The sequence below is a fragment of the Microbacterium altimontanum genome (genome assembly GCF_058349865.2).
The window spans coordinates 152,507-176,207 of record NZ_JBYRJB020000003.1; the positions used below are offsets into that span (position 1 = coordinate 152,507).

Here is a 23,701-nt window from a genome sequence, read left to right on the forward strand (position 1 = left end):
GAAGGGACGAGGGAACGGGCGCTCAGCCCTCCCGGCGCACCTCGGCGGGGGTCTTGTCGGGGCGGAGCCCACGCCACCGGGCGTGCCGCAGGATGCCGCCCGGGGTGAACTCGGCGTACTCGACCTCGCCGACGAGCTCGGGTCGCACCCACAGGGCGTCGCGGGCGTCGGCGGGCGGCACGCCGACGAACGGGTCGTCATCCTGCCGCAGCGGACGCAGCAGCCCCTCCAGGTGCTTCAGCGTCGACTCGCTGAAGCCGGTGCCGACGCGTCCGGCGTACCGCAGGCCGTCGGGAGACGGGATGCCGAGAAGGAGCGACCCGATCGACCCCGTGCGACCGCCCCGGCCGGGCCGCACGCCGCCGATCACGACCTCCTGCGCGCGGGTGATCTTGACCTTCAGCCATTCCTCCGACCGCTCCCCGCGCCGGTAACGGGACGCCGGGTTCTTCACGACGATGCCTTCCAGGCCGAGGCGGCGGCTGAGCGCGAGCGCCTCATCGACGTCGTGGAGCACGGGCGGCACCGCGACGGTCTCCGGCGCCGCCGTCGCGATGCGCTCGAGCGCCTCCCGTCTCTCCGAGAGCGGGTCGTCGGCGATGTCGCGCCCGTCGATCGCGATCACGTCGAACACGTGATACCGCACGGGAGTGCGTTCGCGCTCGGCGGCGATCTCGCGGGGCTTCGTGAGATGCATGCGATGCTGCAGCCGCGAGAAGCTCGGCCGTCCCGACGCATCCAGGGCGATGATCTCCCCGTCGATCACTGCGGATGACGCCTCGAGCCGGAAGCCGCCGGTGATCTCGGGGTAGCGCGCGGTGATGTCGGTGCCGCTTCGGGCGTAGAGCCTCAGCGCGGTGCCGTCCCAGACGCCGATCGCGCGGATGCCGTCCCACTTCACCTCCGCCCAGGCGCCGCCCCACTGCTCGGCCCTCCGCGCCGCGAGGGCGGGCGACGCCGACGCGGTCAGCATCGGCGCGCGGTCGGCGCGCGTCGTGCTGCCCTCGGGTGGAGCGGCGCCGGATGCCGCGGAGGCCGAGGCGATCGCGCCGTCGGGGACTGCCCCGGATGCGTCGGCCCGATCACCGTCGGACACCGGTACGGATGTGTCGGCCTGCTCGCCGCCGCGTGCCGGACCGGACGCGTCGGTCGGCCCGGCGCTCGACACCGGCCCGGATGCGTCGGCCTGCTCCGACGGCGCGACCGGGGCTCCGTCGGGCTGCGGGCGGCCCTCGGCATCCGTCTTGGTCCGGTGCAGCAGCCAGCTGGACCGCTCGCCCTCGCCCTGCGTGCGGATGAGCGCGACGCGCACGGTGCCGAGCGGTCCGCCGGCGCGTCCGTGCAGCGTCACGATGACCTCGTCGTCGCGCCACTTCTCCGGCTCGTAGCGGCCGTCGTCCCAGATCGTGACGGTGCCGCCGCCGTACTCGCCGCGCGGAATCGTGCCCTCGAACGAGCCGTACTCCAGGGGATGGTCCTCGGTCATCACCGCGAGGGAGTTGCGTCCCGGGGTGGGCGGGACTCCGCGGGGCACCGCCCAGCTGACGAAGACGCCGTCGTGCTCCAGGCGGAAGTCCCAGTGCAACCGCCGCGCATGGTGCTCCTGGATGACGAAGCGCGGCTGCTCGCCGGGAGGCGTCGCCGCCGCAAGTGGATTGTCGGGCACCGGCTCGGGCGTGCGCTGGGCATCGCGCTTGGCGATATAGGCGGAGAGGGGACCGGATGCGCCGGCCCGCGCGCCGGCGCGGAAGCCCAGGCCCGCCATCGGGTCACCGATGTGCTCGGCGCGGTCCAGCACCTCGTGGAACTCGAGCTGGCGAAGGTCGGGGTCGTCCAGCTCCTCCCAGGTGCGGGGAGCCGCGACCGTCGGGCGCTCCCGTCCGCGCAGCGAGTAGGGCGCGATCGTGGTCTTCGCCTGGTTGTTCTGGCTCCAGTCGAGGAACACGCGCCCCGCGCGGACATCCTTCGCCATGCGGCTGACCACGAGGTCGGGGTGATCCGCCTCGAGTGCCTGGGCGAGCTCCTTCGCCACGGCCGACGCCTGCTCGCTCGTGTGCCTGCCGTCCAGCGGCGCGTAGACGTGGACGCCCTTGCTGCCGCTCGTGACGGGATGAGCCTCGAGTCCCATGTCGGAGAGGATCGCGCGCACCCAGCGCGCCACCTCGGCGCAGTCCGACAGCCCCATGCCCGGTCCCGGGTCGAGATCGAGCACGAGGCGGTCGGGCATCCCGCGGTCGCCGTCGGAGGTGAACCGCCACTGCGGCACGTGCAGTTCGAGGCTCGCCACCTGCGCGAGGTACACCAGTGTCGGCACGTCGTCGACGAGCGGGTAGTACTTCGGACCGCCGGAGTGCTCGATCGGCAGCCGGTGCACCCAGTCGGGGGCGCCGGGTTCGAGATCCTTGCCGAAGAACGGCGGATGGTCGACGCCCTCCGGCCATCGCTTGCGCGTGACGGGTCGCTCGGCGATATGCGGGATCATCAGCGGGGCGATGCGGGTGAAGTAGTCGATGACCTCGCCCTTGGTCGTGCCCGTCTCCGGGTACAGCACCTTGTCCAGCCGTGACAGACGCAGGCGCCTGCCTCCGATCTGCACGACCTGCTCATCACCCGGCATAACACACATCCTGCCGGGTGAGAATGACGCGCGCATCCGGTTGCCCCGGGCACGGCGGCAGTGTTCACTGGGGTCATGAGGGCGATCTGGAAGGGTGCGGTGACCTTCGGCCTGGTGAATGTGCCGGTGAAGATCTACGCCGCGACCGAGGACCACGACATCTCGCTGCACCAGGTGCACGCGAAGGACGGCGGACGCATCCGCTATCAGCGCGTCTGCGAGATCGACGGCGAGACCGTGCCGTACAGCGACATCGACAAGGCCTACGATGACGGTGACCGCACCGTCGTGCTGACCAAGGAGGACCTCAAGTCCCTTCCCGCCGAGCAGAGCCGCGAGATCGAGGTCGTCGAGTTCGTGCCGAGCGACCAGCTCGACCCGCTGCTGTTCGAGAACCCGTACTACCTCGAGCCCGACTCGAAGTCACCGAAGGCGTACGCGCTGCTGCGTGAGACGCTGCAGCGTACCGACCGCACCGCGATCGTGCGCTTCTCGCTGCGGCAGAAGACGCGGCTGGCGGCCCTGCGTGTGCGCGGCGAGACGCTGACGCTGCAGACGCTGCGCTGGGCCGACGAGATCCGGGATGCGTCGTTTCCGGCGCTCGATGAGCCCGTGAAGATCAGCGACAAGGAGCTGGAGCTGTCGGCGGCGTTGGTGGAGGGGTTCGCAGCGGACTTCGATCCGGAGTCGTTCACCGACGAGTATCAGAAGGAGCTGCGCACCCTGATCGACGCCAAGCTCGAGAAGGGCGAGGCGATCGACACCACCGAGACGTTCGGCGAGCGCGAGGAGGAGGGCGGCGGCGAGGTCATCGACCTCATGGAGGCGCTGCGCGCGAGCGTCGAGCGCAGCCGCAAGGCGCGCGGCGACGACGACGAGAAGAAGTCGAAGAAGAAGAGCAGCCGCAGCAAGGCGGGCTGATCAGCCGCCGTCGGCGGCTGATGCGGCGGTGCGGCGTCAGTCTTGGGCGTCCGGCGCGATGTCGTGCACACGCCTGGCGTCCTGCGCGTGCTCGCGACGCACCTTCGCCCGCTCGCGGAAGTAGTGCCAGGCGGTGCCGGCGATCGTGAGCACGACCACACCGATGAGGATGAGGTCAATGTACTCCTTGACGAGATCGGCGATCCACGGGATGTGGCCGATGCCGTAGCCGAGCATCGTGAGACCGAAGCCCCACAGCAGCGCCCCGATGAGGTTGTACAGCGAGTACCGGCGCCACGGCATGTGGCCGACGCCGGCCGCCACCGGCGCGAAGGTGCGCACGATCGGCACGAAGCGCGCGAGGACAACGGTGAGGCCGCCGAAGCGTTCGAAGAACGCGTTGGTGCGTTCGACGTTCTTGCGGCTGAACAGTCCCGATTCCTTCTTCTCGAAGACGGAGGGGCCGCCCTTGTGGCCGATGAGGTACCCCACCTCGCCTCCGGCGAAGGCGGCGAGCGCGATGAGCAACGAGACGAGCCAGATGTTGAGCCCGAAGATGTCGTTCGTGTTCGTGAGGATGCCCGAGATCACCAGGAGGGTGTCGCCGGGCAGGAGGAAGCCGATGAGCAGCCCCGTCTCGGCGAAGATGATGAAGCACACCACGAGAAGCGCCCACGGACCCGCGGCGGAGATGATCGTCTCGGGGCTGAGCCAGGGGATGAGACCTGCTGCGTGCACGTGGATCCCGTCGGAGAGGGCGGTCAGAAGGGCGGCGCCGGGTTCGTCGGCGTCCGTGCGGAAGGTGGGACTTGAACCCACACGCCCGAAGGCACAGGAACCTAAATCCTGCGTGTCTGCCGATTTCACCACTCCCGCGAGTGGTCTCAGTCTACTGAGGGCGCTGTGCGGACGCTGTGGGGATGTCCCGCCGGATTCCGCGGCGGAAAACCCCCTGTGGATAACTTTCGAGGCGCTCGGACGATTCTTGCAAGGATGGCGAAATGAGTCTCGCCCCAGCGTCTGACGGCGGCCTCGGACTGCGTGCGACGGAGCGGGTCGCCGAGCGGGTCCGCGAGCGGCTGCGCGCGGAACAGGCCGACCCGGCGCGGGATCCCGATCGTGCCACGCAGATCGCGTGGGCGGAGGTGCGCCGACACAACGACTTCGCCCTTGCCCGCGGCCTCGACACGATCGACGACGAGCAGGGCTGCGTGCGCGACGTGCTCGCGACCGTGGCGGGCTTCGGGCCGCTGCAGGGATACCTCGACGACCCCACCGTCGAGGATATCCGTCCGTTGCACCGGGGTCGCCAGGTTAACACACGCCGGGCCTGGTGAGGGACGGGCAGCCGCGTCTAGCGCGTCACGAAAGGAGCGTTGCGGGCGGCGCCTCGCGGAAGGAGTCTTGCCTGGTCAGAGGTGCTTTCTGCGCCTGTTAACCTCGTCATCGGAGCGGGCAAGGTGCTCGCCGGAGAAGGGGGACATGATGGACAAGCTCGGAGCACTCGCGGCGGCCCACGGCGAGCGCGCGGTCGAGTTCGCCGCGTGGGGCTGGGCGGCGACGCTGCCCGCCGAGACGCGGCGGACGGTGGAGCTGGCGCTCGGGATGCAGGGCATCGACGGCCTGGGCGACCTCGTCGCTGTCGGCCCCGCGGTCGGCGGCCTGGATGAGGCCCAGCTCGGGGAGCTGTGCGCGGTCGTGGAGGCGGAGCTGGGCGAGCTGCTCGCGGCGTGAGAGAGCGGATGGAACATGACCTAGATGCTCCATCCGCCCGTCGCCAGGGTAGCGCTCGGCGCGCTGCGCCGTAACGCCGAAAAGGCCCCGGCCCTCCACGTCATCGACATGATGCGGGGGAGGCCGGGGCCTTTCGTGCGTCTAGACGCTGCGGGTTAGGCGGCGTGCGCCAGGCGGCGGGCAGCCTTCACAAGCTCCTGCTCGGAGGTGAGGCCCTGGCCGCCGTTCTGGGTGTAGGTGAGGTTCGTCGTGGACCCCGCGCCGTTCAGGGCGGCCAGACGGCGGCCAACCGCGCCGCCGTCACCGGCAGCGATGGCGGCGTCAACCGCTGCGCCGGAGCCGATGGCGAGGGAGACGCCACTCACGGCGTCCTCGGCGGCGGAGGCAAGGCCCAGGGTGGCCTTGGTTACGTCGGACTCCATCGAGCCGATGCCGATGGCCAGACCCTCTCCGACGAACTCGCCGTAGCCCTTGAAGAGGCGGGAGGGCGAGTGGATGCCGAGGAAGGACAGGAAGCCGCCGATGGCGTTCTTCGCGATGTTGAGGAGCGCCTGGCCGACTGCGCCCGCCATCTGCCCGAGGCCCTTGATGAGGCCGCCGATCAGGTCCACGCCCGCCTGGATGAGGAGGGGGATGCACTTGATGAGGGCGGTGACCATCTTCGGCACGAGCTTGATGAGCGCCGGGATCAGCACCGGGATGATGCGCGGGATCGCCGTGACGATGCCGGTGAACAGCGTCACCGCGCCGTTGATGAGGGCCGGGATCATCGACACGAGCGACGAGAGGAGCGTCGGCAGGAGGTCGATGATAGCGCCGATCAGCGGCGGGATGATCTTTGGCAGCGCGGTGACGATGGCCGTGAAAAGCTTCACGGCGCCGTCGATGAGCTTCGGGATCATCGAGATGACGGCGGAGATGATCTTGGGCAGGAGGTCGATGATCGCCGCGACCAGGGGCGGGATGATCTTCGGCAGCGCGTTCACAAGCGAGGTGAACAGCGTCACCGCGGTGTTCAGGAGCGTCGGGATCATCCCGATGAGCGTCTTGACCACCTTGGGCAGGGCGCCGATGAGCGCCGTCAGCAGAGGCGGGACGATCTGCTCAAGCGCCGCGATGAGCGAGGTGAACAGGGTCACCGCGGAGTCCAGGAGGACCGGGACGCCCGCCATGAGGTTGTCCACGAGCGCCGGGATGAGGTTGCCGAACGCGGCGACGATCTGCGGGAGGGCCAGCACGACGGCGCCGACCGCGGCGGTGAGGGCGTCGGTGATGCCGGTCAGGAGGATCGGCAGGTTGGCGGTGAGGTTGTTCAGCATCGCGGGGATGAGCGTGCTGAACGCGCCGACGACGGACGTGATGAAGCCGGGGATCATCGCCACGATGGCGTCCAGGCCGCTGAGGAGGTTCTCGGGGCTGATGGCCACCAGTGCGATGAGGGCGCCAGCGGCGAGGCCGATGGGGCCGGTGAGGCCAGCAAACGCCGTGCCCAGGATCGGGATTTGCGACAGGAGCGGGCCGAGGAGGCCGCCCAGGAGGCCGAGGATCGGCAGGAGGGCGCCGAGGGTGCCGGTGAGCGTTCCGGCATCGGCAGAGAGGAACTTGGTCCACTTGTCCACCAGGGGGCTGAGCGCCTTGCCGAGGCTGTCCAGGACGCCCGTGGCGGCGCCGAGGGCGTTGGTCAGGACGGGGATGGCGGGCTGGATGAAGAGCGCGCCGAGGCGGGACAGGGCGGCGCGGGCGTTGCTCAGGGAGCCGAGGAAGCTGCCGCCCATGACTCCCGCGACGCCATCGACGGCGGGGCCGAGAGCGCCGTAGAACATATCGGCGGTGACCTTGCCCGCCGAAATCATGCCCGCCAGCTCGGAGTTGGAGACGCCCATGGCCTCGGAGAGGTACTGCCAGATGGGCACGCCCCGGTCGGCGAGCTGGTTCATCTCCTGGGTGGTCACCTTGCCGTTGGCGGCGACCTTGTTGAAGATCGCGCCCATGTCGTCCATGGAGACGCCAGCGAGAGCGGCGGTGTTGCCGATGGTGGTGAGCACGCCGGTCAGCTCCTGACCCGGCTGGATGCCAGCGGCGAGGAGGCCAACCGCGGAGTTCACGGCGGAGTCGAGACCGAACGCGGTGCCCTTGACCGATGCGAGGGCGTTGTCCGTAATGGTCTTGGACTGCTCGGTGGTGTAGTTCAGGGCCTTGAGCTTGGTCTGGGCCTCATCGAGCTTGAGGGCGCGGGAGAAGCCGCCGACGGCGGCCATGCCGACGAGAGCGGTGCCGATGGTGCCGACCGCGCCGAGGGCGGCCTTGACGGAGCGGCCCAGGCCGTCGGCAATGCCGGAGTACAGGGCGTTTCCGCCAGAGCGTCCGGCGCGGTCCAGGTCAGGGCTTACCTGAGAGGTGAGGGTCTTCCCGAAGTTCTTAGCGCTCGGGATGATGTTTAGCGTGGCGAAGCCCACGTTTTCGGCCATGGAAGGCCTCCTATTGGGTGGTCGGGGGAGTGGCGGGATGGGGGTGCGCGGGCACGCAAAAGCCCCCGTCGGCCCGCGCCGGAAGGGCGGGGGGACAGGGGCTTGAGCGGTGAGGGTCTAGCAGGTCGTGCGGCGGCGGAGGCGGCCCTGCCCGCCGCGGTGATGGGCGCGGGGGATGTTGTGGGTCACCAGGGCACGGTGGAGGGCGTGGAGGAACTCGTGAGCGTCGCCGAGGGTGAGGAGGCCGACGGCCTCGCGCGTGGGACGGTCGGGTAGGACCCTGCGCACGGCTCGGAGAGTGTCGGGGGTGGCGACGGCCTGGCGGAGGGTCTCGCGGGACACCTGGACAGGATGGCCGCGGAAGTGGACAGTCACGGTGGCGGGGACGGTCATGCTCTCAGGCCTCCCCAGGACGCCACGGCGGCCTCCAGCTCGGCAGCGGCAGCGGTCGCCTTGGTCGTGATGTCCTCGGCGGCGATGGACGCCGCGATGACCGCGGCGCGGACCGCCAGGTGGCGCGGGTCCGTCGCCGTCTGCTCGGTCGGGCGCTTGATGCCGCCAGCCGGGGCCTTGCGATCGTTCAGCTCCTTGATCGGCGCCGGTGAGGGCAGCCATTGGACTTCGTCAGCATGGGCGAAGGCGTCGGCCAGGGCAATGACGGCGAGGCCCATGGAGCGGATCGTCTGCGCGTTCTCGGCGGTGGACGTGGCGGTGGCGGTCATCGGGTAGCCCCCGCGGTCGAAGCCTGGCGGCCCGCGCCGGAGACGACGCGGTAGCCGCCCTCAGGGGTGCGCTCGACGTGGGAGGCGGGGATAGTCACCGGCTTGCCCTGGGGCGCCAGGACGCGGGAGATGAAGGACGGCTCAGGTGGGTCGATGCGGGGCATGGTGTCTCTCTCAGAAGGGCGCCGGTGTGGTGTCCGGTGTGGGGGTGGTTGGGAAGGTGGACCTCCGGCCAGGGGCGATACGCTGCGCGATGTCACGCGAGGCGTCGGGGCTGGAGACGCCGAGGCGGAAAACCTGCCAGATGAGGCGGGGCATGGCGCGGCAGGGGCCGGGGCGGTCACCGGCGAGGTACTCCTCGGAGCGGTGGCGGTGCTCCTGCGCCCACTGGACAGCGGCGCGGAAGATGGGATCGGCGCGGAGGTCGGAGGCCGGGATGGCCTCCAGCGCGCGGAGCGCGAGGGCAACGTCAGCAGGGGAGCGCCAGCCGCCGCGGGCAGACTCGGCGAGTCCGGGCGACCTCACCGGACGGCCCCGCCGTGGCGCTGACGGGCCATCTTTTGGCCCTTGGTGGTCGGAGCGATGAGGCGGGCCAGGATGCGCGCGGCGGCCTCCCGTGCGAGGCGGGCCTCCACGATTGTTGGGTGGACGACGGTCTGGCCGGTGGAGCCGGTCGCGACATAGCCCGCGGCGGAGGCCACAGTCTGGAGTGCGTAACTCGTGGTGAGTAGCTCGCACGCCTCCACGAGGGATGCGAAGGCGGCGCCGGAGAGGTTGGGCTGCTCGGCGAGGACGGTGTCGTAGGTGTCGATCACCGGCTCGGGCCAGTGCTCGGGGTGGTCTGTCATGAGGGGCCTCCAGGGGCGTGTAAACAGGGGAGAAATGGGGAAAATTTGGCGCTGCAAAAACAGACTTCTGCGTGCGCAAACAGGGGGACGCTATGGCCCTCCGGGAGGGAAGGCGAGGGGGTCGGGGGAGTCCCTCCCCAGGGTCCAGTCGGCGCTTGTCTGCTCTAGGGTTGACGCCGTGGGAACGTCGGATGCCATTGCCGTCTGGGCGCTCGTATCGAGCGTCTTACTCGGTGGCGGGTCGCTTACTGTCGCGATCATCGCGGAGCGACGTGCGAGGCGTGTTGAGGCGCGGCAAGACGCTGCTGGGATCGATTGGAAGCTGTCGTTCGACCCGGAGCGAGCGAGGTTGAGGATCATCAACCGCGGTGTGGACGATGCCCGCGATGTGACTGCCTCGGTGGAGCTTTACGGCTTCTCGGGTTCCGCGCGGTCTGACTTTGTGAAAGCGATGGGCGGCGAGATTGTCGCGGACTTTCCCGCCGTGCTCCCAAAGTTCGAGGCAAAGCGGGCGCAGTTCGACGCCGAAGGAGTACATGTCCCGGTGACCGTGGACATCGTCGCCAACGTCAAATGGCGCGTGTCCGGAAAGGCATGGCATCACGAGCGGTTGACCGGCACGGCAGAGCACTGGGTCTAGCTTTCCGGCTGCTGCGAGTAGGAGTGCAGCCCGCGACGCCGGAAGGAGAAGGCCAGCGGCGCGGACTGCGCGTGCTGCTGCTCGCTGTACCCACGGTGCGAGCGGCAGCGGACCCGCGAACATCATCGGTCGCGGGTGGCTCAGGAGCTAGGCCCCCGCGCGGGCAGCCGTCAGGGCAGCGTCCAGGGCGTCAGCGTTGGCGGCGTACTCCTCCTCGGTGCTGCCCTGGATGAGGTCCATCACCGGGGCCAGGCGCGGCAGCCGGATGATGGTCTGAGCGCGCCAGAGGGCGGCCCGGGTCGTCTTGAGCTGGGCGGCCAGGTCGAGGCGGGCGGCCTCGGCGGTGCGATGCATGGCGACCAGGTCGCGGTAGCTGGGCTGCTTCTCCATGGTGTGGGTCTCCTTGGGTGTCAGGGGGTGCCCGCCCTCGTGGGCAGCGGGGGCGGGCAGGGGGCGCTATGCGCCGGTGATGGTGTGGATGATGCCGACAGCGATGGCCAGCCCCGCCCAGACGGCGAGGCCGCCCAAGAGGGTATAAACGGTCGCCGAGGCGATCCGCTGGCCGACCGTGCGGCGCGAGGTGTGGCCGGTGATGGCGGCGAAGGCGCGGTCAGTGCGATAACTCATGCTGGGCCTTTTAGAAGCGGCGGAGGTCGGCGAGGACGGCGTCCGCGACGGGGATGGCGGCCTCGGCCCTACGGCGGCGGATGCGGTCGCGGATGACAGCGGTCGCCGCGTGGGGGTGCATACGCCGGGTAAGGCGGTCGTAGTCGTCGCGGTGCTCCTCGGGGATGCTGCCGCGGTAGGAGACGCGCTGGGCCTCGCGCTCGGTGAGTTCGCTGGAGTCGGACACGTCAGTAGACCTTCCGCTGGGTGAGGCCACGACGCCGGAGGATGGCGCGGTACTCGTTCGCCTTCTCATGCGCCGGGATGGCGTCGTTGGTGCGGATGGCATCGCACTCGCGGAGGAGGGCGATGCGCTTGGAGTCGAGGAGCGTGGCCGCGTCGATGGCGTCGGACACGATGCTCCAGGCGGCGGCGTTCTCGTCCACCAGACCGGCGTCCACGTAGGCCCCGATCTTGCCCAGCGCGTCGCGGAGGCCGTAGTTGCCGCCGTCCACGTTGATCGAACGGCCCAGAGCGTGGGCGAAGTCGTCCCGCTGGGTCAGCGCCAGAGTGAGGGTGTCCAGCGCCTCCTTGGCATGCTGCGAGGCGGCGGCATACATCGGCTCGACCTTGGCGGCGAAGTCGGGTTCCTCCATGGCGTCGTACACGAAGTTCCAGCGTGCACGCGCGGCGGCCTCCCAGGCGCGCTCAGCGGCGGTCTCGGCTGCCTGCGCGGCGCGGGCAGCGTCGTCGGCCTTGTTCCAGTCCGCGCGCTTGACGGACGCGATGGGCTGGCCCTCGTGGTCGCTCATGTCGCGGAGCTTGGCCGACGCGATGCTCTCGGCGCGACGGGCGGCATCCCGGGCCGTCCGGGCATCATGCAGCGCGTTGTCACGCTCGCGAGCGCCGGGGATGGCGTCCAGGATGAAGTCCGGGATCGGCTCGATGAAGTCGGACAGGCGGGGGGTAGCTGGCCGAAAGACCATGGTGTGTCTCCTAGATTGTTTGGTGGCCGCGGTGGCCGGTGGTGTGCTGCCGCCTTGGGCAGCGGGGTCGATGAGTAGACCGCCCGGAGCGGTCAGGCTGCTCGGCGGGCGCGGAAAGCCGCCAGATCGGCGACCGGGGAAGGGTCGCCCTTGAAGCGCTCGCGCTGGAGCTGGAGCGCGCCGAGACGGTCGCCGGAGAGGTACGCGGCATCCTGGGCCGCTGCCAGTCGCTCGAAGGCGTCAGCGGCGGCGTTGGCAGCGGTCGCCAGCTCGGTGAGGTGGTCGATCTGGTGCATGTCGGTGGTCTCCTCGGTGGTGGTCTCGGGGGTGAAGATGAAGCCGCGGGCGCGCGTGCCGTCGGCAGACGTGAGTACGCGTTCAGTCAGCCCGTGCGCTGCCGCGGCCTGGAGGATGAGAGCCGTCGCGCGTCGGGGAGCGATGGCGCGCCGCTCCTCGTCGGAGAGGTCCGCCCTGACCATGGCCGTCAGCTCGGCCCGGGTGATGCGCGCGCCGGGGACAAGCCCTCCATCGTCAATCAGCACGCCCAGGGCGTCGTCAATGGTCTGGAGCTGCGCGGCGGCTGCGGCCTCGCGCTTGGCCTTAGCGGTCGCCCGGTAGCGGACGCGCTGCTCGTCGGTGAGGGTGGGTGCCGCTGTGGGCGTCGGAACCATCCGTGCCGCTCGGGCCTCGCGGGCGGCGTCACGGGCTGCCCTCTGTGCGGCGGCTGCATCGAGGGCGCGAAGCTCGGTGAACGTTGCGGAGAGGATGGCCTCCTGGTAGTCCCAGCGGTCGAAGTGGGCGGAGACGTTGTCGGGGTGGTCAGCGGGGAACTCGTAGCGGAGGGCCGCATGGAGGCCCGCGTAGTGGTTGGAGAGCGCCAGGAACGGCGGAGCCTCTGCGACGTGCTCACGCCCCGGCTGCGGGGTGCGACGGGCCAGAGGGCCGTGGAAGCGCCGGTGGACGCCGGAGATGAAGCCGTGGACGGCCTCGCGGATGTCCCGGGGGTCGGTCAGGCCCGAGCGATGGATGGTCGGCGCGATGGCGAAGCGGGCGGCATGTTCGGGCGTCGGGACGCGGAACATCTGCGGGCAGGTGGTGCCGTCGCTCTGTGGTTCGAGGAAACGCGCGGTGACGTGGGCGGCAGTCGCGTGGGAGCTGCGCGCCCCCGGGGTCGTAGTGGCGTACTTGTCCAGGGCGGGCTTGAAGTTGATGGGGGACATGGGGGGGCTTTCGGTTGAGGCGCTGGCGGACGCCGACGGTGTGGGCAGTCGGGCGGCGAGGTGTGACAACGGGCCTCGCCCCGGGAGCTAACCGGAGGAGGCCCGTCGTCGGTGGTGTAGTACCCGCCAGGGTTCCGAAAGTGACCACGATGTGATGCCGCGAGGCGGCAGGGATGTTGTTGCACGTAGGAGTGCGCCTGGGGCCGGTGAGCTGCCCAGGTCAGAGAGGGGCGCCGCAGAGGCGGAGGTGAAGGTCGGGTTAGGCCGCGAGGAGTGCGACGGTGCGGCGGGCGACCGCCTCCAGGGCGTTGATATCGCGGGCGGCGATGGCGTCCTCGGCCTGGGCGGCCAGGCGGGCGCGCTGCGCGGTGAGGCGGGCGCGGTAGAGCTTGACGCGGCAGCGGTCGGAGCAAGTGTTAGCGGTGTTGCGTTCGGCGACGAAGGCGAGGCCACAGGAGGCGCAAGTGGCGGAGTACATGGAGACACCTCCAGGTGTTACGTGACGGTAAGGGGCCAAAGAGAAGCGCCCCGGCGACGTGGCCAGGGCGTGAGTAGGTAGTGAGAGTGTTCTTTTCTCTCAAGTAGTAGTGCGCCTGACTGCCCACGGAGACCCCCGGAAATACGCGGAAGTTGAGGCGGCGGCGGTGCGCTGGTGTCAGGTTCCCAGGGGACTCCCAGGGAGGAGCTGGCGGTGGCCCCGGTGGCCGTCATGGCGATGTCACACAAGTGACGAAAATGACGATGGGAACCGTCATTCTTACTTCACCTCTAGAGAGGGAGAGAGAGCTTAGACACAGATGTAGAAATGACGGAACGGAACGTCATTTGCGTCACTTGTGTGACATCCCGGGATGCACGGGAGGCCACCGCCACCTCCCCCGGCGCTGACGACAGGGGCGCCGGGTTGGACCCGACGGTGGACCTGGACCCGACGGTGGACCTGGACGTGGCGTGTCACGCCGGAGAGTCGGCCAGGGCCAGGCGGCGCGCCGTGGCGAAGGCCCGGAGGCGGCCCGCGCGGCGCTCAGACGGCCACTGGGCGGCGTACTGGGCGGCGATGGCGTCCAGGTAGGCGGCGGACGCGAAACGCTCGGCCAGGGACGGCTCAGGGCGTGCGGCGACTAGCTCGGCGATGACGGCGGGCGTCAGTGTAGGCGGCGGGAGAGTGACCGTCGCGAAGTCGATTTCGGAGGCGTGAAGCATCGGGGGCAGCCTAGCGGCGTGCCCCTGCTCGGCGCCGGTGTCGGACCGCGAGCTGGACAGCATCCCGGGGCACAGCGAAGGCCCCCCAGCGCCCGAGATGAGGAGCTGAGGGGCCTTGCAGAGTGGGGCCGGAGGCCCTATGCGAACTCATCGGGCAGCGGGGCGACCCGCATGGCTGCGAGCCGCTCGGCCATCGCCGCGGCGGGGACCACGGAGGGGCCGCCGTCGCCGAAGTGCTGCGGGACGACGACGCCGCGGACGCCGTCGGCGAAGGGGAGCCAGAAGACGCCGGAGCCATGCCAGACCTCGGGAGAGGCCTCGGCATCCGGCGCGTGCTCCAGGCGGTGGGCCTGGGCGATCCTGGCAGCGGAGTAGATGGAGTGGGAGCCGACGAACTGGAGAGCGTCGGGCTGGCGGTCGGTGGTCATGGCGTGCTCCTCGGCGGCGGGCGGACCGGGCGGACGGTGGCCCCCAGCTTGGCGGACTGGGGGCCGTGATGGCGACCTAGGCGGCCGTGGGGACGCGGGGCGTCCCCTCCTGCCTGAGGTGGCTGACATCGAGCGTCCGAGGGTCCACGTCCTCACCCGCCCAGACGATGCGCATGCGCTCGTGAGGGTGGAACCTGGCGCCGGACTTGGGCGCCGCCGTCACGATGATCTTGTCAATGGTGAGGCGGAGGAGCGCCCGTGCCTCCAGCACCGGCGCGGCCATGATGGCGGGTAGCGATATCTCCGGGTCCAGGAGTGCGCCGAGGTTGGCCGTCGTCTCTGGCAGCTTGGCCAGCTCGGCGCGGACGCGGGCGGCCTGGTTGCCCAGCTCGGCGACGATGCGCGCGTGGCGCTCCTCTGTCAGCGTGCCGCGCACGAAGAGGGCATCGTCGGCGGCGGCGACCCTGGCCTCCAGCGTGCTGAGACGGTCGGCCAGCTCGGCGCGCTCGCGCATGGTCCCGGGGTCGTTGCGGGCGAGCCAGCGCTCGGCGACAACCGCGAGCTGCTCGTCATCCGGTTCCAGCCGCGCCAGGTGGAAGGCCCACTCCCGTTTGACGGCGCGCTCCAGCGTCTCGATGCTGACGTTCAGCGGATGCTTGCACTCCTCGCCGACAGAGTCCAGCTTGCGGCAGCGGTAGGCGTTGCCGAAGGAGTTGCAGGTCCGGCGACACTCGGCGCACAGCACGAGGCCGCCGCCGAGGAGCGTCTCGGGCTGCTTCTGGGCGCGCATGCCGCGCCCGTACTGGCGGAGGCGTGAGTCGAGTTCCTGGAGGAGCGCCATCCGCTCGCCCTCGCTGACGATGGGGGCGACGCCCTCGGCCATGAGCGAGACGATATCGCCGGTGTCGGGGTCGCGCCAGGGGTGGATATCGCCGCCCTCGTAGCCTGCCTCGCGCTGCTCGCGGCGGTCCGGCGTCAGACCGGCGAGCGTTGGCGAGCGGAAGGCCACAGACATCGCCGAAGGTCGCCAGTGTGTCCCGCCCCGGCGCGTCGGGATGGCGCGCGCGTTCCAGTCCCGGCAGATGGCGAGCATCGTCTCGCCGCCCATGAGACGTTCGAACGCCTCTCGCACGAGCGGGGCCTCGGTCGGGTGAGGGCGGAGCTTGCGGTCGTCGCCGACGATGTAGCCGAAGGGCCGTTGACCGCCGAGGTAGAGGCCCGCCTTGCGCTGCGCAATCTTCTTGGCGCGGACACGAAGCTTGGTGTTCGCGCTCTCGGCGCGGGCCTGCTCGGAGACCATGACGATGACCATGCGGTGTCCGGGGACTGTCGAGTCCAGGGAGTCGCGGAGGAAGTACAGGCGGCCCCCGACTGCATCCACGTCGTCCAGGAGGGTGCCGACCTGGCCCGCGCCGCGGCGGCTGAGGCGGTCCAGCTTCCAGACGGCGAGGTGTCTCACTTCACCGGACGTGACGGCCTTCACCGCGGCGTCGAAGCTGGGACGCTTGACGTTGCTCTTGTAGCCGGACTTGCCGCGGTCGCGCCAGACCTCGCGAACGGTGCGGCCCTCGCGGGCGGCCCACTCGCGGAGGTCGGCCTCCTGGCGCTCCATGGAGTCCTTGCCCTCGGCATCGACGCTTAGGCGGATGTAGAGGTCAACCAGGTTGGCGGGGTCGAGTGCGACGGCGGTCATGCCGTCGCCTCCTCGGCGAGGAGCGCGCGGGCTGCGGTCAGCTCGGCGAGGGCGGCGTCAATGGCGCGGATGGCCTCGGCGGGGTCGTAGCCGATGCCCTCGGCGACGCCATGGAAGCGGGCGAGGCCCACGGCGTCCTCGGTGTCGGTCAGGTGTCGGGAGGTGGTGCCCGCGTAGGGGTCTGCGGGGGTGGAGGAGATGGCGGACATGGCGGCCCCTTTCGATGTTGTCGGGGAGGAGTGCGCCTGGCGGCGATCCCCTGCCCGGTGCATCGACGGGGTATCCGAGGAGCTGTGGATCAACTCCCCGGACCGGATCTACATCGCCCGCGAGGGCGTCTCCCAGCGTGTGCCGCTGGCCCTCACCGACAGCGCCGTGCGCGACCTCGTCGAGCGCATGCTGCAGGCGACGGGGCGGCGCGTCGACCTGAGCCAGCCGTTCGTCGACGCATCCCTCCCTGACGGATCCCGCCTGCACGTCGTGATCCCCGATATCACCCGCCGGCACTGGTCCGTGAACATCCGCAAGTTCCTGCCGGCGTACCGCGACCTCGACCGGCTCGTCCAGGGCGGATCCCTCGCGCCGGAGGGCGCGCGACTGCTGCGTGAGGCGATGACGCAGGGCCGCAGCATCCTGGTGAGCGGAGCGACGCACGCGGGAAAGACGACGCTGCTCGCGGCCCTCGTGGCGGCCGGCGCCCACGGGAACCGCATCGTCACGGTGGAGGAGACCTTCGAGCTCGCAGTGGACGCGCCCGACATCGTGGCGCTGCAGGGGCGGCAGCCGAGCCTCGAGGGCACCGGGGAGGTCACGCTTCGGCGCCTCGTGAAGGAGGCGCTGCGGATGCGCCCCGACCGCCTCGTGGTGGGGGAGGTGCGCGATGCGGAGGCGCTCGACCTCGTGCTCGCCCTGAACACCGGCGTGCCGGGCGCGGCGACGATCCACGCGAACTCGGCCCGCGAGGCTCTCGTCAAGCTCGCTTCCCTTCCGCTGCTCGCGGGACGGAACATCGACGGCGGGTTCATCCTGCCGGCGATCGCGTCGTCGGTGGACCTCGTCGCGCACTGCGTCCGGGGAGCGGACGGGCGTCGCCGTGTCTCCGAGATCGTCGCACCCACGGGGCGCATCGTCGACGGCGTCATCGAGACCCGCACGGTGTACGAATCGGCAGCCGATGGGCCGCGCCGGAGCCGCGCATGACCATCGTGTGGGGAGCGGTGCTCGCCGCCGGAATCCTGCTGACCCTGTCGCCGTGGCTCTGGCCGAAGGGCGCACCTCGCACCGCCCGGGAGGCGGGTGCACTCGACCGGCTGATGGACGCGGCGGGGTACGCGCACGTTCCGCTCAAGGTGCCCATCGCGATCGCGATGCTCCTGGGGCTCTTCGCCGGCGCCGTCGCATGGCTCGTCATCCCCGTGCCGGTCATCGCCGTCCTCGCCCTCGTGGCGGGTGCGGCCGTGCCCTTCTTCTGGCTGCGCGGACGGCGTCTGCGTCTGCTGCGCCTGCGCCGGGGTCTGTGGCCCGACGTGTGCGATCTGCTCATCGCCTCGGTGCGGGCGGGGATGTCGCTGCCCGACGCGGTGGCGTCGCTGCAGTCCTCCGCGCCCCCGGCGCTGCGGTCCGCCTTCGCGGCCTTCGCGCACGACGTCGCCGCGTCCGGCCATTTCGACTCGAGCGCCGCGCGGCTCAAGGTCGCGCTGTCCGACCCCATCGCCGACCGGATCGTCGAGACACTGCGCATGGCGCGCCAGGTGGGAGGCACCGAGCTCGTTCCGGTGCTGCGCGCGCTTGCCGCCTCGGTGCGGGCCGACGCGGCGCTGCGGGCGGAGGTCGAAGCCCGGCAGTCCTGGATCCGCGGCGCCGCGGTGCTCGGGGTGATCGCGCCGTGGGTGATCCTCGCGCTCCTCGCGATGCGGCCGGAGGGCGCGGCGGCGTACAGCAGCCCGGAGGGCATCGCCCTCATCCTCGTCGGAGCGGCGGTCTCCTTCGTTGCGTACCGCGTCATGATCCGCATCGGCCGGCTGCCGGAGCCGCGGCGGTGGTTCGGATGACCGGCGTCACCGACATCGCCCTCGCGATCGTGCTGGGCGGCGCGTTCGGCGCGGGGATGTGCCTGCTGCTCGTACTGCTGCCGCGCTGGGGAGCACCCAGCCTCGAGCGCCGCATCGCGCCGTACATCAGGGACGTGGCAGATCCGCAGGGACTCACGCCCATCGTCCCGCTGGCCACGCCCGCGGCGCTCTGGGCGGCACTCCAGGAGCGGCTCGGCCGCTTCGTCGGCGGATCGGAGAGCGTGGCGCGACGCCTCCGGCAGGCCGGGCGCCGTTCCGACCGCACGGGCGTCGCCGCGTTCCGCGCACAGCAGCTCGTGGGCGTCCTGGTGGGACTCGCGGCCGGCGGTCTGCTCGTCGTGGCGCTCGTGCTCACAGGACGGTTCACCGCCGTGGCGGCGATCGTGCCGCTCCTCGCCGCAGCGGCGGGTGGGGCGCTGTGCGATCTGCTGCTGAGCCGCGCGGCACGGGCACGAGCGGCGCGGGTGCAGGAGGAGCTGCCGACCGTCCTGGAGTTCCTCGCGCTGTGCCTGTCGGCGGGAGAGGGAATCCTCGACGCCCTGCGCCGCGTCGGGCAGGTGGGTGCGGGCGAGCTCACGGCGGAGTTGCGCGCGCTGGTGCTCGCGGTGGGGACGGGATCGACCCTGGCCGAGTCGCTCACCGCGCTCGGGCGGGGACTGCAGATCCCGGCGCTGACGCGAGCGCTCGACCACATCGTGGCGGCGCTCGATCGAGGGGCCCCGCTCGCGCAGGTGCTGCAGGCGCAGGCAGGCGACGCGCGGGAGGACGCGAAGCGCGCGCTGATCGAGCGGGCGGGACGGAAGGAGATCCTGATGCTCCTGCCGCTCGTGTTCCTGATCCTCCCGCTCTCGGTCCTGTTTGCGGTCTTTCCCGGCGTCTTCATGCTGCGCCTGGGCATCGGATGAGACGGAAGAGAAGTGAAGGAGAACATCATGCATGAACTTGCACACAGGGCAGCGCCGCTGCTGCGCTCGGCGTGGGGACGCCTGCAGCGCGCGTGGTCGCACGAGGTCGCCGACGACCGCGGCGACGTTCCCGGCTGGGTCCTGATCACACTCATGACTGCGGGGCTGGTGGTCATGATCTGGGCGCTCGCCGGGCCTGCGCTCGCCGACCTGTTCCAGCAGGCGATCGCGAAGGTGTCCGGGCTGTAGATGCGTCTGCTGCGGAGGGTGCCGGCGACCGATGATCACGGCTCGAGTCCGGTCGAGTTCGTGCTCGTCGGCGCTCTGCTGACCCTCCTCACTCTCGGAGTGCTGCAGTTCGGCCTCGTCGTGTACGTCCGCAACGTCGTGCACGACGCCGCGGTGGAGGGCGCCTACCGTGCGGCGCTCGCCGACGAGACCCTCGCCGACGGAGCCTCCCGCACCCGCACGATCATCACGCGTGCCGTGGGCGACGCGTACGCCTCGGAGGTGTCGGCGGCCGATGTCACGATCGGCGGCGCGCCCGCCGTGCGCGTCACCGTCCGGGTGCCGCTGCCGTTGGTCGGACTGCTGGGCGCGCCGCGGGGGATGGAGGTGACCGCCGATGCCCCGGCGGAGAGCCTCGAGTGACCGCTCGAGCCGAAGCCCCGATGACGCCGGTTCGGCGGCGCTGGAGTTCATCCTCGTCGGCCTCCTGCTGCTCGTGCCGATCGTGTACCTCATCGTGGCGCTCGGGCTCATCCAGGGGCAGAGCCTCGGCGCCGAGTCGGGAGCACGACACATCGCCCGGGCGGTGGCCACCGCATCCGACGAGGCGACAGCCCGCACCCGCGCCGACGCCGTACTCCGCTCGATCATCGCCGAGTACGGCATGAGCGCCGACCGGGTGCACCTGTCGATCACCTGCCGACCGGCCGACGGCGAGTGCCCGAGAGCGGGGACGACGCTCGTGGTGACGGTGACCACCAGCGTCACGCTGCCTCTCGTCCCGCCGATCCTCGACCTCGACCGGCTCGCGGTGATCCCGCTCGAGGCATCCGCCGCGCAGCGGGTGTCGAAGATGTGGGGGACCCCGTGACGCGCGGGCAGCTCCGCCGGTCGAGCACGGGGGAGAACGACGACGGCAGCATCCTCCTGCTGACGATCGGCTACGCGATGCTGGCACTCGTCGCCGTGCTCATCTGCACCGATGCGACGTCGCTGTATCTCGCGCAGAAGAAGCTCGACGCCCTGGCGGATGCGGCGGCCCTCGCCGGCGCCGACGGCTGGTCGCTCACTGTGGACGGGGACGACGCCACTGCGAGGCTGACCGCCGACGGGGTCCGTGCGCAGGCGGAGTCGTTCGTCGCCGATGTGGGGGCGGGCGCCCGCGTCGTGTCCGCCGACACCCCCGATGGCGCGTCGGCCCGAGTGCGTGTTGCCGCCGAATGGCACCCGCCGGTCGTGACGCTGTTCGTCCCCGACGGCTTCACGCTGGCCTCGACCGCAACGAGCCGCACGGCACTGAACTGACGGGCGTCGTCACGCCGGCGCGGCGAGGAACTCCTCGATCGCCGCGATCGTCACCGCGTTGTCCCGGTGCAGGATGCTGCGGATGCCGAGCGTCCGCGCGCCCTCGAGCGCGACCTCGTGGTCGTCGATGAACAGCACGTCGGACGCACTCGCGGTCATCCGTTCCAGAGCGGCCTCGTAGGCGGCGGGCTCCGGCTTCGCGGCGCCGAGCTCATGGGTGTAGCAGATCGGGTCGAACACCGACGCGAAGCCGTAGCGGCGTTCCTCCTCCTCGCGCGCGCCGTCCACGGAATTCGACAGGATGGCGACGCCGGCCCGGGACGACACGGTGCGCGCAAACTCCATGAGCTCGACGTTGAGCTCTCCGCAGTAGGCGTCCCACATCTCGGCCCTCATCCGGGCGGCGTCGGCGTCGTTCAGGCCGACGGCACGACCGACTCTGCGCCAGTACTCGGTCTCCGTGCCGGCCTCTCGGTCGATGGCCGGGAGCTCGGCGGCGTCGAGCCGTGCGACCCACTCCGCGGGAGTGAGGCCGGCGTGCGCCTGCCAGCGGGCGATGAAGCGGCCCTGCCAGGCGCCGTCGTCGACGATCTCCAGCACTCCGCCGATGTCGAACAGGATCCACTTCTTCGTCGGCATCCGCTCAGCCTATGGGCCTCACCGCCGCGGCACGAACCGCGGGATCCAGCGTAGGAACCCGATGGCGCCGATCAGCCCGATCCCGCCGACCACTCCGGTCGCCAGGCTCAGCGACCAGGCCGCCGTGAGCGCGGAGACGAGGAGCGGCGCCGCCGCACCGCCGGCATCCGTCAGCGTGCGCCAGGAGCCGAGGAACGCCGCCGGGTCGCTCTGCGGCGCGAGATCCGCGCCGAGGGTCATCAGGATCCCGCTCGACATGCCGTTGCCGACGCCCAGCACCGCGGCGAACAGGGCGAACCACATCGCCGCCTGCCGCAGGTCGTGCGTGAAGGCGAGTGCGAGGAACCCCGTGCCCATGAGGATCATCGCCGGCAGGGCGGCCCACAGCCTCCCGAAGCGGTCCATCACCTGCCCGGATGCGTAGAAGAGCGCGAAGTCCAAGGCGCCGGAGATCCCGACGACGATCGCGATCGTCTGCGCGTCGAGCCCGATCGACACGCCCCACAGGGGCAGCACCACCTGCCGGGCCGACCGGATCGACGACAGCAGCGCCGCAGCCACTCCCAGCCGCGCCAGTACCTGCCGGTGTCGCCACATCGTCCGGAAGACCCCGGTCGGCGGGTCGGAGGTGCGCACGGGTCCGGTGATGACCTCTCCGGTGTCCTCGTCCAGGGCCGTGTCCGCACGCGGATGCGTCCGCGCGAGGGCGGCCGCGGCATCCCGCTCGGGATCGGGCCCGAGCAGCACGAGCAGCACCACGCCGACCAGGCACACGAGCGCGAACCAGATCGCCGAGTGCTCATCGCCGAACACGGCGAGCAGCGCCGCCGCGACGAACGGCCCGACGAACACGCCGAGCCGGAAGGAGCCGCCCAGCAGCGACAGCGCCCGTGCACGGAAGGCGATCGGAATGCGGGTCGTCATGAACGAGTGCCGGGCGAGGCCGAACACCGCCGCGCAGAACCCCAGCACGAACACTGCGATCGTGAGCGTCGCGAGGTTCGGCGCGGCGAGCAGGCCGATGCTGGCGGCGACCGCGGCCGTCCCGCCGATGACCATCGTCATCCGCTCGCCGATGCGGGCGACCGCCCACCCGGCCGGCAGATTGCCGCAGAGCTGACCGACCACGAGCGCCGACGAGACGAGCGCCGCCAGAGCGACGCCGGCGCCCAGCTGTGAGGCGATCACGGGGATCAGCGGGATGACGGCACCCTCGCCGAGCGAGAACAGCAGCGTCGGCCCGTAGATCATCGGGCCGAACCGCCACAGCACCGTGCCGACGCGCAGGGGAGGGGAATCGGCGGTCACTGCATCCACGTTAGTCTGGAGTGTCATGCTTGAACTCGATCTGTCCGCCGACATCCAGGCCCTGCGCACCACCTTCGCCGACATCCAGGCGGTGGTCGACGTCCCGAAGCTCAAGGACGACATCGCGCGCCTGAGCGCCGAGGCCGGCGCTCCCGACCTGTGGGACGACGTCGAGAAGGCCCAGAAGGTGACCAGCGCGCTCAGCCATCGCCAGGCCGAGCTGAAGCGCGTCACCGAGATCGAGCAGCGGCTCGACGACCTCGAGGTGCTCGTCGAACTCGCGAACGAGATGGACGACCAGGATTCCGCCGACGAGGCCCGCCGTGAGCTTTCCGACCTCGGCGAAGTGATCAGCCAGCTCGAGGTGCAGACACTCCTCGACGGGGAGTACGACGACCGCTCGGCCGTCGTGACGATCCGCTCCGGCGCGGGCGGCGACGATGCGACCGACTTCGCCGAGATGCTCATGCGCATGTACCTGCGCTGGGCCGAGCGCCACAAGTACCCCGCGAAGGTCATGGACACCTCGTACGCCGAGGGTGCCGGCATCAAGTCGGCGACGTTCGAGATCGACGCGCCGTACGCCTACGGCACCCTGTCGGTCGAGGCGGGGACGCACCGTCTGGCACGCATCAGCCCGTTCGGCGCCGCCGACAAGCGCCAGACGAGCTTCGCGGCCGTCGAGGTCATCCCCGTCATGGAGGAGGCCGTCGAGGTCGACGTGCCCGAAGCCGACATCCGCGTGGACGTCTTCCGGTCCTCAGGCCCAGGTGGGCAGTCCGTCAACACGACCGACTCGGCCGTGCGCATCACGCACATCCCGACCGGCATCGTCGTGTCGATGCAGAACGAGAAATCGCAGATCCAGAACCGCGCCGCTGCCATGCGGGTGCTGCAGACGCGCCTTCTGCTCCTCAAGCGCGAGGAGGAGGCGGCGAAGAAGAAGGAGCTCGCCGGCACGATCACCGCGAGCTGGGGCGACCAGATGCGCTCCTACTTCCTCTACGGCCAGCAGCTCGTGAAGGACCTCCGCACCGGCTACGAGGTGGGAAACCCGGCGCCGGTGTTCGACGGCGACATCGATGGATTCATCGCCGCCGGAATCCGCTGGCGCAAGCGCAAGGACGACGAGGACTGATCCGTCGCGGCGCGGTGTCG

General features: G+C 70.7%; 30 protein-coding genes and 1 tRNA gene. 12 read left to right on the forward strand and 19 right to left on the reverse strand.

Annotation, left to right across the window (positions count from 1 at the left end; all coding sequences use genetic code 11):
* Positions 1 to 22 precede the first annotated feature (22 nt).
* Entirely contained in the window at positions 23 to 2,617 is a 2,595-nt protein-coding gene (locus AC3RX1_RS05420; RefSeq protein WP_491500222.1) for an ATP-dependent DNA ligase, read from the reverse strand.
* Positions 2,618 to 2,692: 75 nt separating this feature from the next.
* Here AC3RX1_RS05420 and ku point away from each other — a divergent pair, with 75 nt between their 5' ends.
* A complete protein-coding gene (gene ku, locus AC3RX1_RS05425; RefSeq protein ID WP_491500223.1) occupies positions 2,693 to 3,538 on the forward strand; it encodes a non-homologous end joining protein Ku in 846 nt (281 codons plus the stop codon).
* 36 nt (positions 3,539 to 3,574) lie between these two features.
* On the opposite strand, the gene AC3RX1_RS05430 is transcribed toward ku, so the two are convergent.
* On the reverse strand, positions 3,575 to 4,276 hold the full coding sequence (locus tag AC3RX1_RS05430) for a DedA family protein (RefSeq protein ID WP_491500553.1): 702 nt from the start codon (positions 4,274 to 4,276) through the stop codon (positions 3,575 to 3,577).
* Between the two features lie 56 nt (positions 4,277 to 4,332).
* Positions 4,333 to 4,414 (reverse strand) — tRNA-Leu (locus AC3RX1_RS05435).
* A gap of 125 nt (positions 4,415 to 4,539) precedes the next feature.
* On the opposite strand from AC3RX1_RS05435, the gene AC3RX1_RS05440 reads away from it, so the two are divergent.
* Positions 4,540 to 4,875 (forward strand): hypothetical protein, encoded by a 336-nt coding sequence (locus AC3RX1_RS05440; RefSeq protein WP_491500224.1) that lies wholly within the window; start codon positions 4,540 to 4,542, stop codon positions 4,873 to 4,875.
* A 145-nt stretch (positions 4,876 to 5,020) separates the two neighbouring features.
* The gene (locus AC3RX1_RS05445) at positions 5,021 to 5,272 is read left to right on the forward strand and encodes a hypothetical protein (RefSeq protein ID WP_491500225.1); all 252 of its coding nucleotides are present in this window, start codon (positions 5,021 to 5,023) and stop codon (positions 5,270 to 5,272) included.
* Positions 5,273 to 5,427: 155 nt separating this feature from the next.
* Here AC3RX1_RS05445 and AC3RX1_RS05450 read toward each other — a convergent pair whose 3' ends face one another.
* From AC3RX1_RS05450 to AC3RX1_RS05465, 4 genes are all read right to left on the reverse strand, one after another.
* Positions 5,428 to 7,740 (reverse strand): tape measure protein, encoded by a 2,313-nt coding sequence (locus tag AC3RX1_RS05450; protein ID WP_491500226.1) that lies wholly within the window; start codon positions 7,738 to 7,740, stop codon positions 5,428 to 5,430.
* Positions 7,741 to 7,857: 117 nt separating this feature from the next.
* Positions 7,858 to 8,133, reverse strand: coding sequence for a hypothetical protein (locus AC3RX1_RS05455; protein WP_491500227.1), 276 nt, complete (start codon positions 8,131 to 8,133; stop codon positions 7,858 to 7,860).
* Positions 8,130 to 8,462: a DUF7169 domain-containing protein gene (locus AC3RX1_RS05460; protein ID WP_491500228.1), complete on the reverse strand. Its 333-nt coding sequence runs from the start codon at positions 8,460 to 8,462 to the stop codon at positions 8,130 to 8,132. Before AC3RX1_RS05460 ends, AC3RX1_RS05455 begins: the two co-directional genes overlap by 4 nt.
* Before the next feature lie 521 nt (positions 8,463 to 8,983).
* Complete coding sequence (locus AC3RX1_RS05465; protein WP_491500230.1) at positions 8,984 to 9,310, reverse strand: hypothetical protein; 327 nt, start codon at positions 9,308 to 9,310, stop codon at positions 8,984 to 8,986.
* Positions 9,311 to 9,488: 178 nt separating this feature from the next.
* Between AC3RX1_RS05465 and AC3RX1_RS05470 the strand changes: the two genes are divergently transcribed.
* Positions 9,489 to 9,950 (forward strand): hypothetical protein, encoded by a 462-nt coding sequence (locus AC3RX1_RS05470; RefSeq protein ID WP_491500231.1) that lies wholly within the window; start codon positions 9,489 to 9,491, stop codon positions 9,948 to 9,950.
* Between the two features lie 147 nt (positions 9,951 to 10,097).
* On the opposite strand, the gene AC3RX1_RS05475 is transcribed toward AC3RX1_RS05470, so the two are convergent.
* From AC3RX1_RS05475 to AC3RX1_RS05520, 10 genes are all read right to left on the reverse strand, one after another.
* Positions 10,098 to 10,340, reverse strand: coding sequence for a hypothetical protein (locus tag AC3RX1_RS05475; RefSeq protein ID WP_491500232.1), 243 nt, complete (start codon positions 10,338 to 10,340; stop codon positions 10,098 to 10,100).
* Positions 10,341 to 10,406: 66 nt separating this feature from the next.
* Positions 10,407 to 10,577, reverse strand: coding sequence for a hypothetical protein (locus tag AC3RX1_RS05480; protein ID WP_491500233.1), 171 nt, complete (start codon positions 10,575 to 10,577; stop codon positions 10,407 to 10,409).
* A 10-nt stretch (positions 10,578 to 10,587) separates the two neighbouring features.
* On the reverse strand, positions 10,588 to 10,803 hold the full coding sequence (locus tag AC3RX1_RS05485) for a hypothetical protein (protein WP_491500234.1): 216 nt from the start codon (positions 10,801 to 10,803) through the stop codon (positions 10,588 to 10,590).
* Position 10,804: 1 nt separating this feature from the next.
* Positions 10,805 to 11,542 (reverse strand): hypothetical protein, encoded by a 738-nt coding sequence (locus AC3RX1_RS05490; RefSeq protein WP_491500235.1) that lies wholly within the window; start codon positions 11,540 to 11,542, stop codon positions 10,805 to 10,807.
* A 92-nt stretch (positions 11,543 to 11,634) separates the two neighbouring features.
* Complete coding sequence (locus AC3RX1_RS05495; RefSeq protein WP_491500236.1) at positions 11,635 to 12,762, reverse strand: hypothetical protein; 1,128 nt, start codon at positions 12,760 to 12,762, stop codon at positions 11,635 to 11,637.
* A gap of 259 nt (positions 12,763 to 13,021) precedes the next feature.
* Positions 13,022 to 13,240, reverse strand: a complete 219-nt coding sequence (locus AC3RX1_RS05500) for a hypothetical protein (protein WP_491500237.1) — start codon at positions 13,238 to 13,240, stop codon at positions 13,022 to 13,024.
* A gap of 476 nt (positions 13,241 to 13,716) precedes the next feature.
* Complete coding sequence (locus AC3RX1_RS05505) at positions 13,717 to 13,965, reverse strand: hypothetical protein (protein WP_491500238.1); 249 nt, start codon at positions 13,963 to 13,965, stop codon at positions 13,717 to 13,719.
* 137 nt (positions 13,966 to 14,102) lie between these two features.
* Positions 14,103 to 14,393 carry a hypothetical protein gene (locus AC3RX1_RS05510; protein ID WP_491500239.1) on the reverse strand — a complete coding sequence of 97 codons (291 nt, stop codon included), beginning with the start codon at positions 14,391 to 14,393 and terminating at the stop codon, positions 14,103 to 14,105.
* A 76-nt stretch (positions 14,394 to 14,469) separates the two neighbouring features.
* Positions 14,470 to 16,086, reverse strand: a complete 1,617-nt coding sequence (locus AC3RX1_RS05515) for a recombinase family protein (RefSeq protein ID WP_491500240.1) — start codon at positions 16,084 to 16,086, stop codon at positions 14,470 to 14,472.
* Positions 16,083 to 16,295 carry a hypothetical protein gene (locus AC3RX1_RS05520; protein WP_491500241.1) on the reverse strand — a complete coding sequence of 71 codons (213 nt, stop codon included), beginning with the start codon at positions 16,293 to 16,295 and terminating at the stop codon, positions 16,083 to 16,085. Before AC3RX1_RS05520 ends, AC3RX1_RS05515 begins: the two co-directional genes overlap by 4 nt.
* On the opposite strand from AC3RX1_RS05520, the gene AC3RX1_RS05525 reads away from it, so the two are divergent.
* The 7 genes from AC3RX1_RS05525 to AC3RX1_RS05555 all read left to right on the forward strand — a co-directional run bounded on the left by AC3RX1_RS05525 (position 16,294) and on the right by AC3RX1_RS05555 (position 20,596).
* Positions 16,294 to 17,286 (forward strand): TadA family conjugal transfer-associated ATPase, encoded by a 993-nt coding sequence (locus tag AC3RX1_RS05525; protein WP_491500242.1) that lies wholly within the window; start codon positions 16,294 to 16,296, stop codon positions 17,284 to 17,286. The two genes, AC3RX1_RS05520 and AC3RX1_RS05525, sit on opposite strands and share 2 nt — an antisense overlap.
* The gene (locus AC3RX1_RS05530; RefSeq protein ID WP_491500243.1) at positions 17,283 to 18,137 is read left to right on the forward strand and encodes a type II secretion system F family protein; all 855 of its coding nucleotides are present in this window, start codon (positions 17,283 to 17,285) and stop codon (positions 18,135 to 18,137) included. Before AC3RX1_RS05525 ends, AC3RX1_RS05530 begins: the two co-directional genes overlap by 4 nt.
* Complete coding sequence (locus tag AC3RX1_RS05535) at positions 18,134 to 19,063, forward strand: type II secretion system F family protein (RefSeq protein WP_491500244.1); 930 nt, start codon at positions 18,134 to 18,136, stop codon at positions 19,061 to 19,063. Before AC3RX1_RS05530 ends, AC3RX1_RS05535 begins: the two co-directional genes overlap by 4 nt.
* 27 nt (positions 19,064 to 19,090) lie before the next feature.
* Positions 19,091 to 19,312, forward strand: a complete 222-nt coding sequence (locus AC3RX1_RS05540) for a hypothetical protein (protein ID WP_491500245.1) — start codon at positions 19,091 to 19,093, stop codon at positions 19,310 to 19,312.
* 18 nt (positions 19,313 to 19,330) lie between these two features.
* Positions 19,331 to 19,714, forward strand: coding sequence for a TadE/TadG family type IV pilus assembly protein (locus AC3RX1_RS05545; RefSeq protein ID WP_491500246.1), 384 nt, complete (start codon positions 19,331 to 19,333; stop codon positions 19,712 to 19,714).
* Positions 19,689 to 20,162, forward strand: coding sequence for a TadE family protein (locus AC3RX1_RS05550; RefSeq protein WP_491500247.1), 474 nt, complete (start codon positions 19,689 to 19,691; stop codon positions 20,160 to 20,162). The genes AC3RX1_RS05545 and AC3RX1_RS05550 overlap by 26 nt, the downstream gene beginning before the upstream one ends.
* A gap of 77 nt (positions 20,163 to 20,239) precedes the next feature.
* Positions 20,240 to 20,596: a pilus assembly protein TadG-related protein gene (locus tag AC3RX1_RS05555; RefSeq protein ID WP_491500554.1), complete on the forward strand. Its 357-nt coding sequence runs from the start codon at positions 20,240 to 20,242 to the stop codon at positions 20,594 to 20,596.
* Between the two features lie 9 nt (positions 20,597 to 20,605).
* Here AC3RX1_RS05555 and AC3RX1_RS05560 read toward each other — a convergent pair whose 3' ends face one another.
* Both AC3RX1_RS05560 and AC3RX1_RS05565 read right to left on the reverse strand, forming a co-directional pair.
* Complete coding sequence (locus tag AC3RX1_RS05560) at positions 20,606 to 21,235, reverse strand: HAD family hydrolase (RefSeq protein WP_491500248.1); 630 nt, start codon at positions 21,233 to 21,235, stop codon at positions 20,606 to 20,608.
* Positions 21,236 to 21,253: 18 nt separating this feature from the next.
* A complete protein-coding gene (locus tag AC3RX1_RS05565; RefSeq protein ID WP_491500249.1) occupies positions 21,254 to 22,570 on the reverse strand; it encodes an MFS transporter in 1,317 nt (438 codons plus the stop codon).
* Between AC3RX1_RS05565 and prfB the strand changes: the two genes are divergently transcribed.
* Positions 22,569 to 23,681: a peptide chain release factor 2 gene (gene prfB, locus AC3RX1_RS05570; RefSeq protein WP_491500250.1), complete on the forward strand. Its 1,113-nt coding sequence runs from the start codon at positions 22,569 to 22,571 to the stop codon at positions 23,679 to 23,681. The genes AC3RX1_RS05565 and prfB overlap by 2 nt on opposite strands.
* The last annotated feature ends 20 nt before the right edge of the window (positions 23,682 to 23,701 follow it).

Excerpts from the sequence above, each read along its gene's own strand:
- AC3RX1_RS05420 (WP_491500222.1), bottom strand. The coding sequence starts at position 2,617 with ATGCCGGGTGATGAGCAGGTCGTGCAGATCGGAGGCAGGCGCCTGCGT.
- ku (WP_491500223.1), top strand. The coding sequence starts at position 2,693 with ATGAGGGCGATCTGGAAGGGTGCGGTGACCTTCGGCCTGGTGAATGTG.
- AC3RX1_RS05440 (WP_491500224.1), top strand. The coding sequence starts at position 4,540 with ATGAGTCTCGCCCCAGCGTCTGACGGCGGCCTCGGACTGCGTGCGACG.
- AC3RX1_RS05445 (WP_491500225.1), top strand. The coding sequence starts at position 5,021 with ATGATGGACAAGCTCGGAGCACTCGCGGCGGCCCACGGCGAGCGCGCG.
- AC3RX1_RS05450 (WP_491500226.1), bottom strand. The coding sequence starts at position 7,740 with ATGGCCGAAAACGTGGGCTTCGCCACGCTAAACATCATCCCGAGCGCT.
- AC3RX1_RS05455 (WP_491500227.1), bottom strand. The coding sequence starts at position 8,133 with ATGACCGTCCCCGCCACCGTGACTGTCCACTTCCGCGGCCATCCTGTC.
- AC3RX1_RS05460 (WP_491500228.1), bottom strand. The coding sequence starts at position 8,462 with ATGACCGCCACCGCCACGTCCACCGCCGAGAACGCGCAGACGATCCGC.
- AC3RX1_RS05465 (WP_491500230.1), bottom strand. The coding sequence starts at position 9,310 with ATGACAGACCACCCCGAGCACTGGCCCGAGCCGGTGATCGACACCTAC.
- AC3RX1_RS05475 (WP_491500232.1), bottom strand. The coding sequence starts at position 10,340 with ATGGAGAAGCAGCCCAGCTACCGCGACCTGGTCGCCATGCATCGCACC.
- AC3RX1_RS05480 (WP_491500233.1), bottom strand. The coding sequence starts at position 10,577 with ATGAGTTATCGCACTGACCGCGCCTTCGCCGCCATCACCGGCCACACC.
- AC3RX1_RS05490 (WP_491500235.1), bottom strand. The coding sequence starts at position 11,542 with ATGGTCTTTCGGCCAGCTACCCCCCGCCTGTCCGACTTCATCGAGCCG.
- AC3RX1_RS05495 (WP_491500236.1), bottom strand. The coding sequence starts at position 12,762 with ATGTCCCCCATCAACTTCAAGCCCGCCCTGGACAAGTACGCCACTACG.
- AC3RX1_RS05500 (WP_491500237.1), bottom strand. The coding sequence starts at position 13,240 with ATGTACTCCGCCACTTGCGCCTCCTGTGGCCTCGCCTTCGTCGCCGAA.
- AC3RX1_RS05505 (WP_491500238.1), bottom strand. The coding sequence starts at position 13,965 with ATGCTTCACGCCTCCGAAATCGACTTCGCGACGGTCACTCTCCCGCCG.
- AC3RX1_RS05510 (WP_491500239.1), bottom strand. The coding sequence starts at position 14,393 with ATGACCACCGACCGCCAGCCCGACGCTCTCCAGTTCGTCGGCTCCCAC.
- AC3RX1_RS05515 (WP_491500240.1), bottom strand. The coding sequence starts at position 16,086 with ATGACCGCCGTCGCACTCGACCCCGCCAACCTGGTTGACCTCTACATC.
- AC3RX1_RS05525 (WP_491500242.1), top strand. The coding sequence starts at position 16,294 with ATGGCGGCCCCTTTCGATGTTGTCGGGGAGGAGTGCGCCTGGCGGCGA.
- AC3RX1_RS05520 (WP_491500241.1), bottom strand. The coding sequence starts at position 16,295 with ATGTCCGCCATCTCCTCCACCCCCGCAGACCCCTACGCGGGCACCACC.
- AC3RX1_RS05530 (WP_491500243.1), top strand. The coding sequence starts at position 17,283 with ATGACCATCGTGTGGGGAGCGGTGCTCGCCGCCGGAATCCTGCTGACC.
- AC3RX1_RS05535 (WP_491500244.1), top strand. The coding sequence starts at position 18,134 with ATGACCGGCGTCACCGACATCGCCCTCGCGATCGTGCTGGGCGGCGCG.
- AC3RX1_RS05540 (WP_491500245.1), top strand. The coding sequence starts at position 19,091 with ATGCATGAACTTGCACACAGGGCAGCGCCGCTGCTGCGCTCGGCGTGG.
- AC3RX1_RS05550 (WP_491500247.1), top strand. The coding sequence starts at position 19,689 with ATGCCCCGGCGGAGAGCCTCGAGTGACCGCTCGAGCCGAAGCCCCGAT.
- AC3RX1_RS05555 (WP_491500554.1), top strand. The coding sequence starts at position 20,240 with ATGCTGGCACTCGTCGCCGTGCTCATCTGCACCGATGCGACGTCGCTG.
- AC3RX1_RS05560 (WP_491500248.1), bottom strand. The coding sequence starts at position 21,235 with ATGCCGACGAAGAAGTGGATCCTGTTCGACATCGGCGGAGTGCTGGAG.
- prfB (WP_491500250.1), top strand. The coding sequence starts at position 22,569 with ATGCTTGAACTCGATCTGTCCGCCGACATCCAGGCCCTGCGCACCACC.
- AC3RX1_RS05565 (WP_491500249.1), bottom strand. The coding sequence starts at position 22,570 with ATGACACTCCAGACTAACGTGGATGCAGTGACCGCCGATTCCCCTCCC.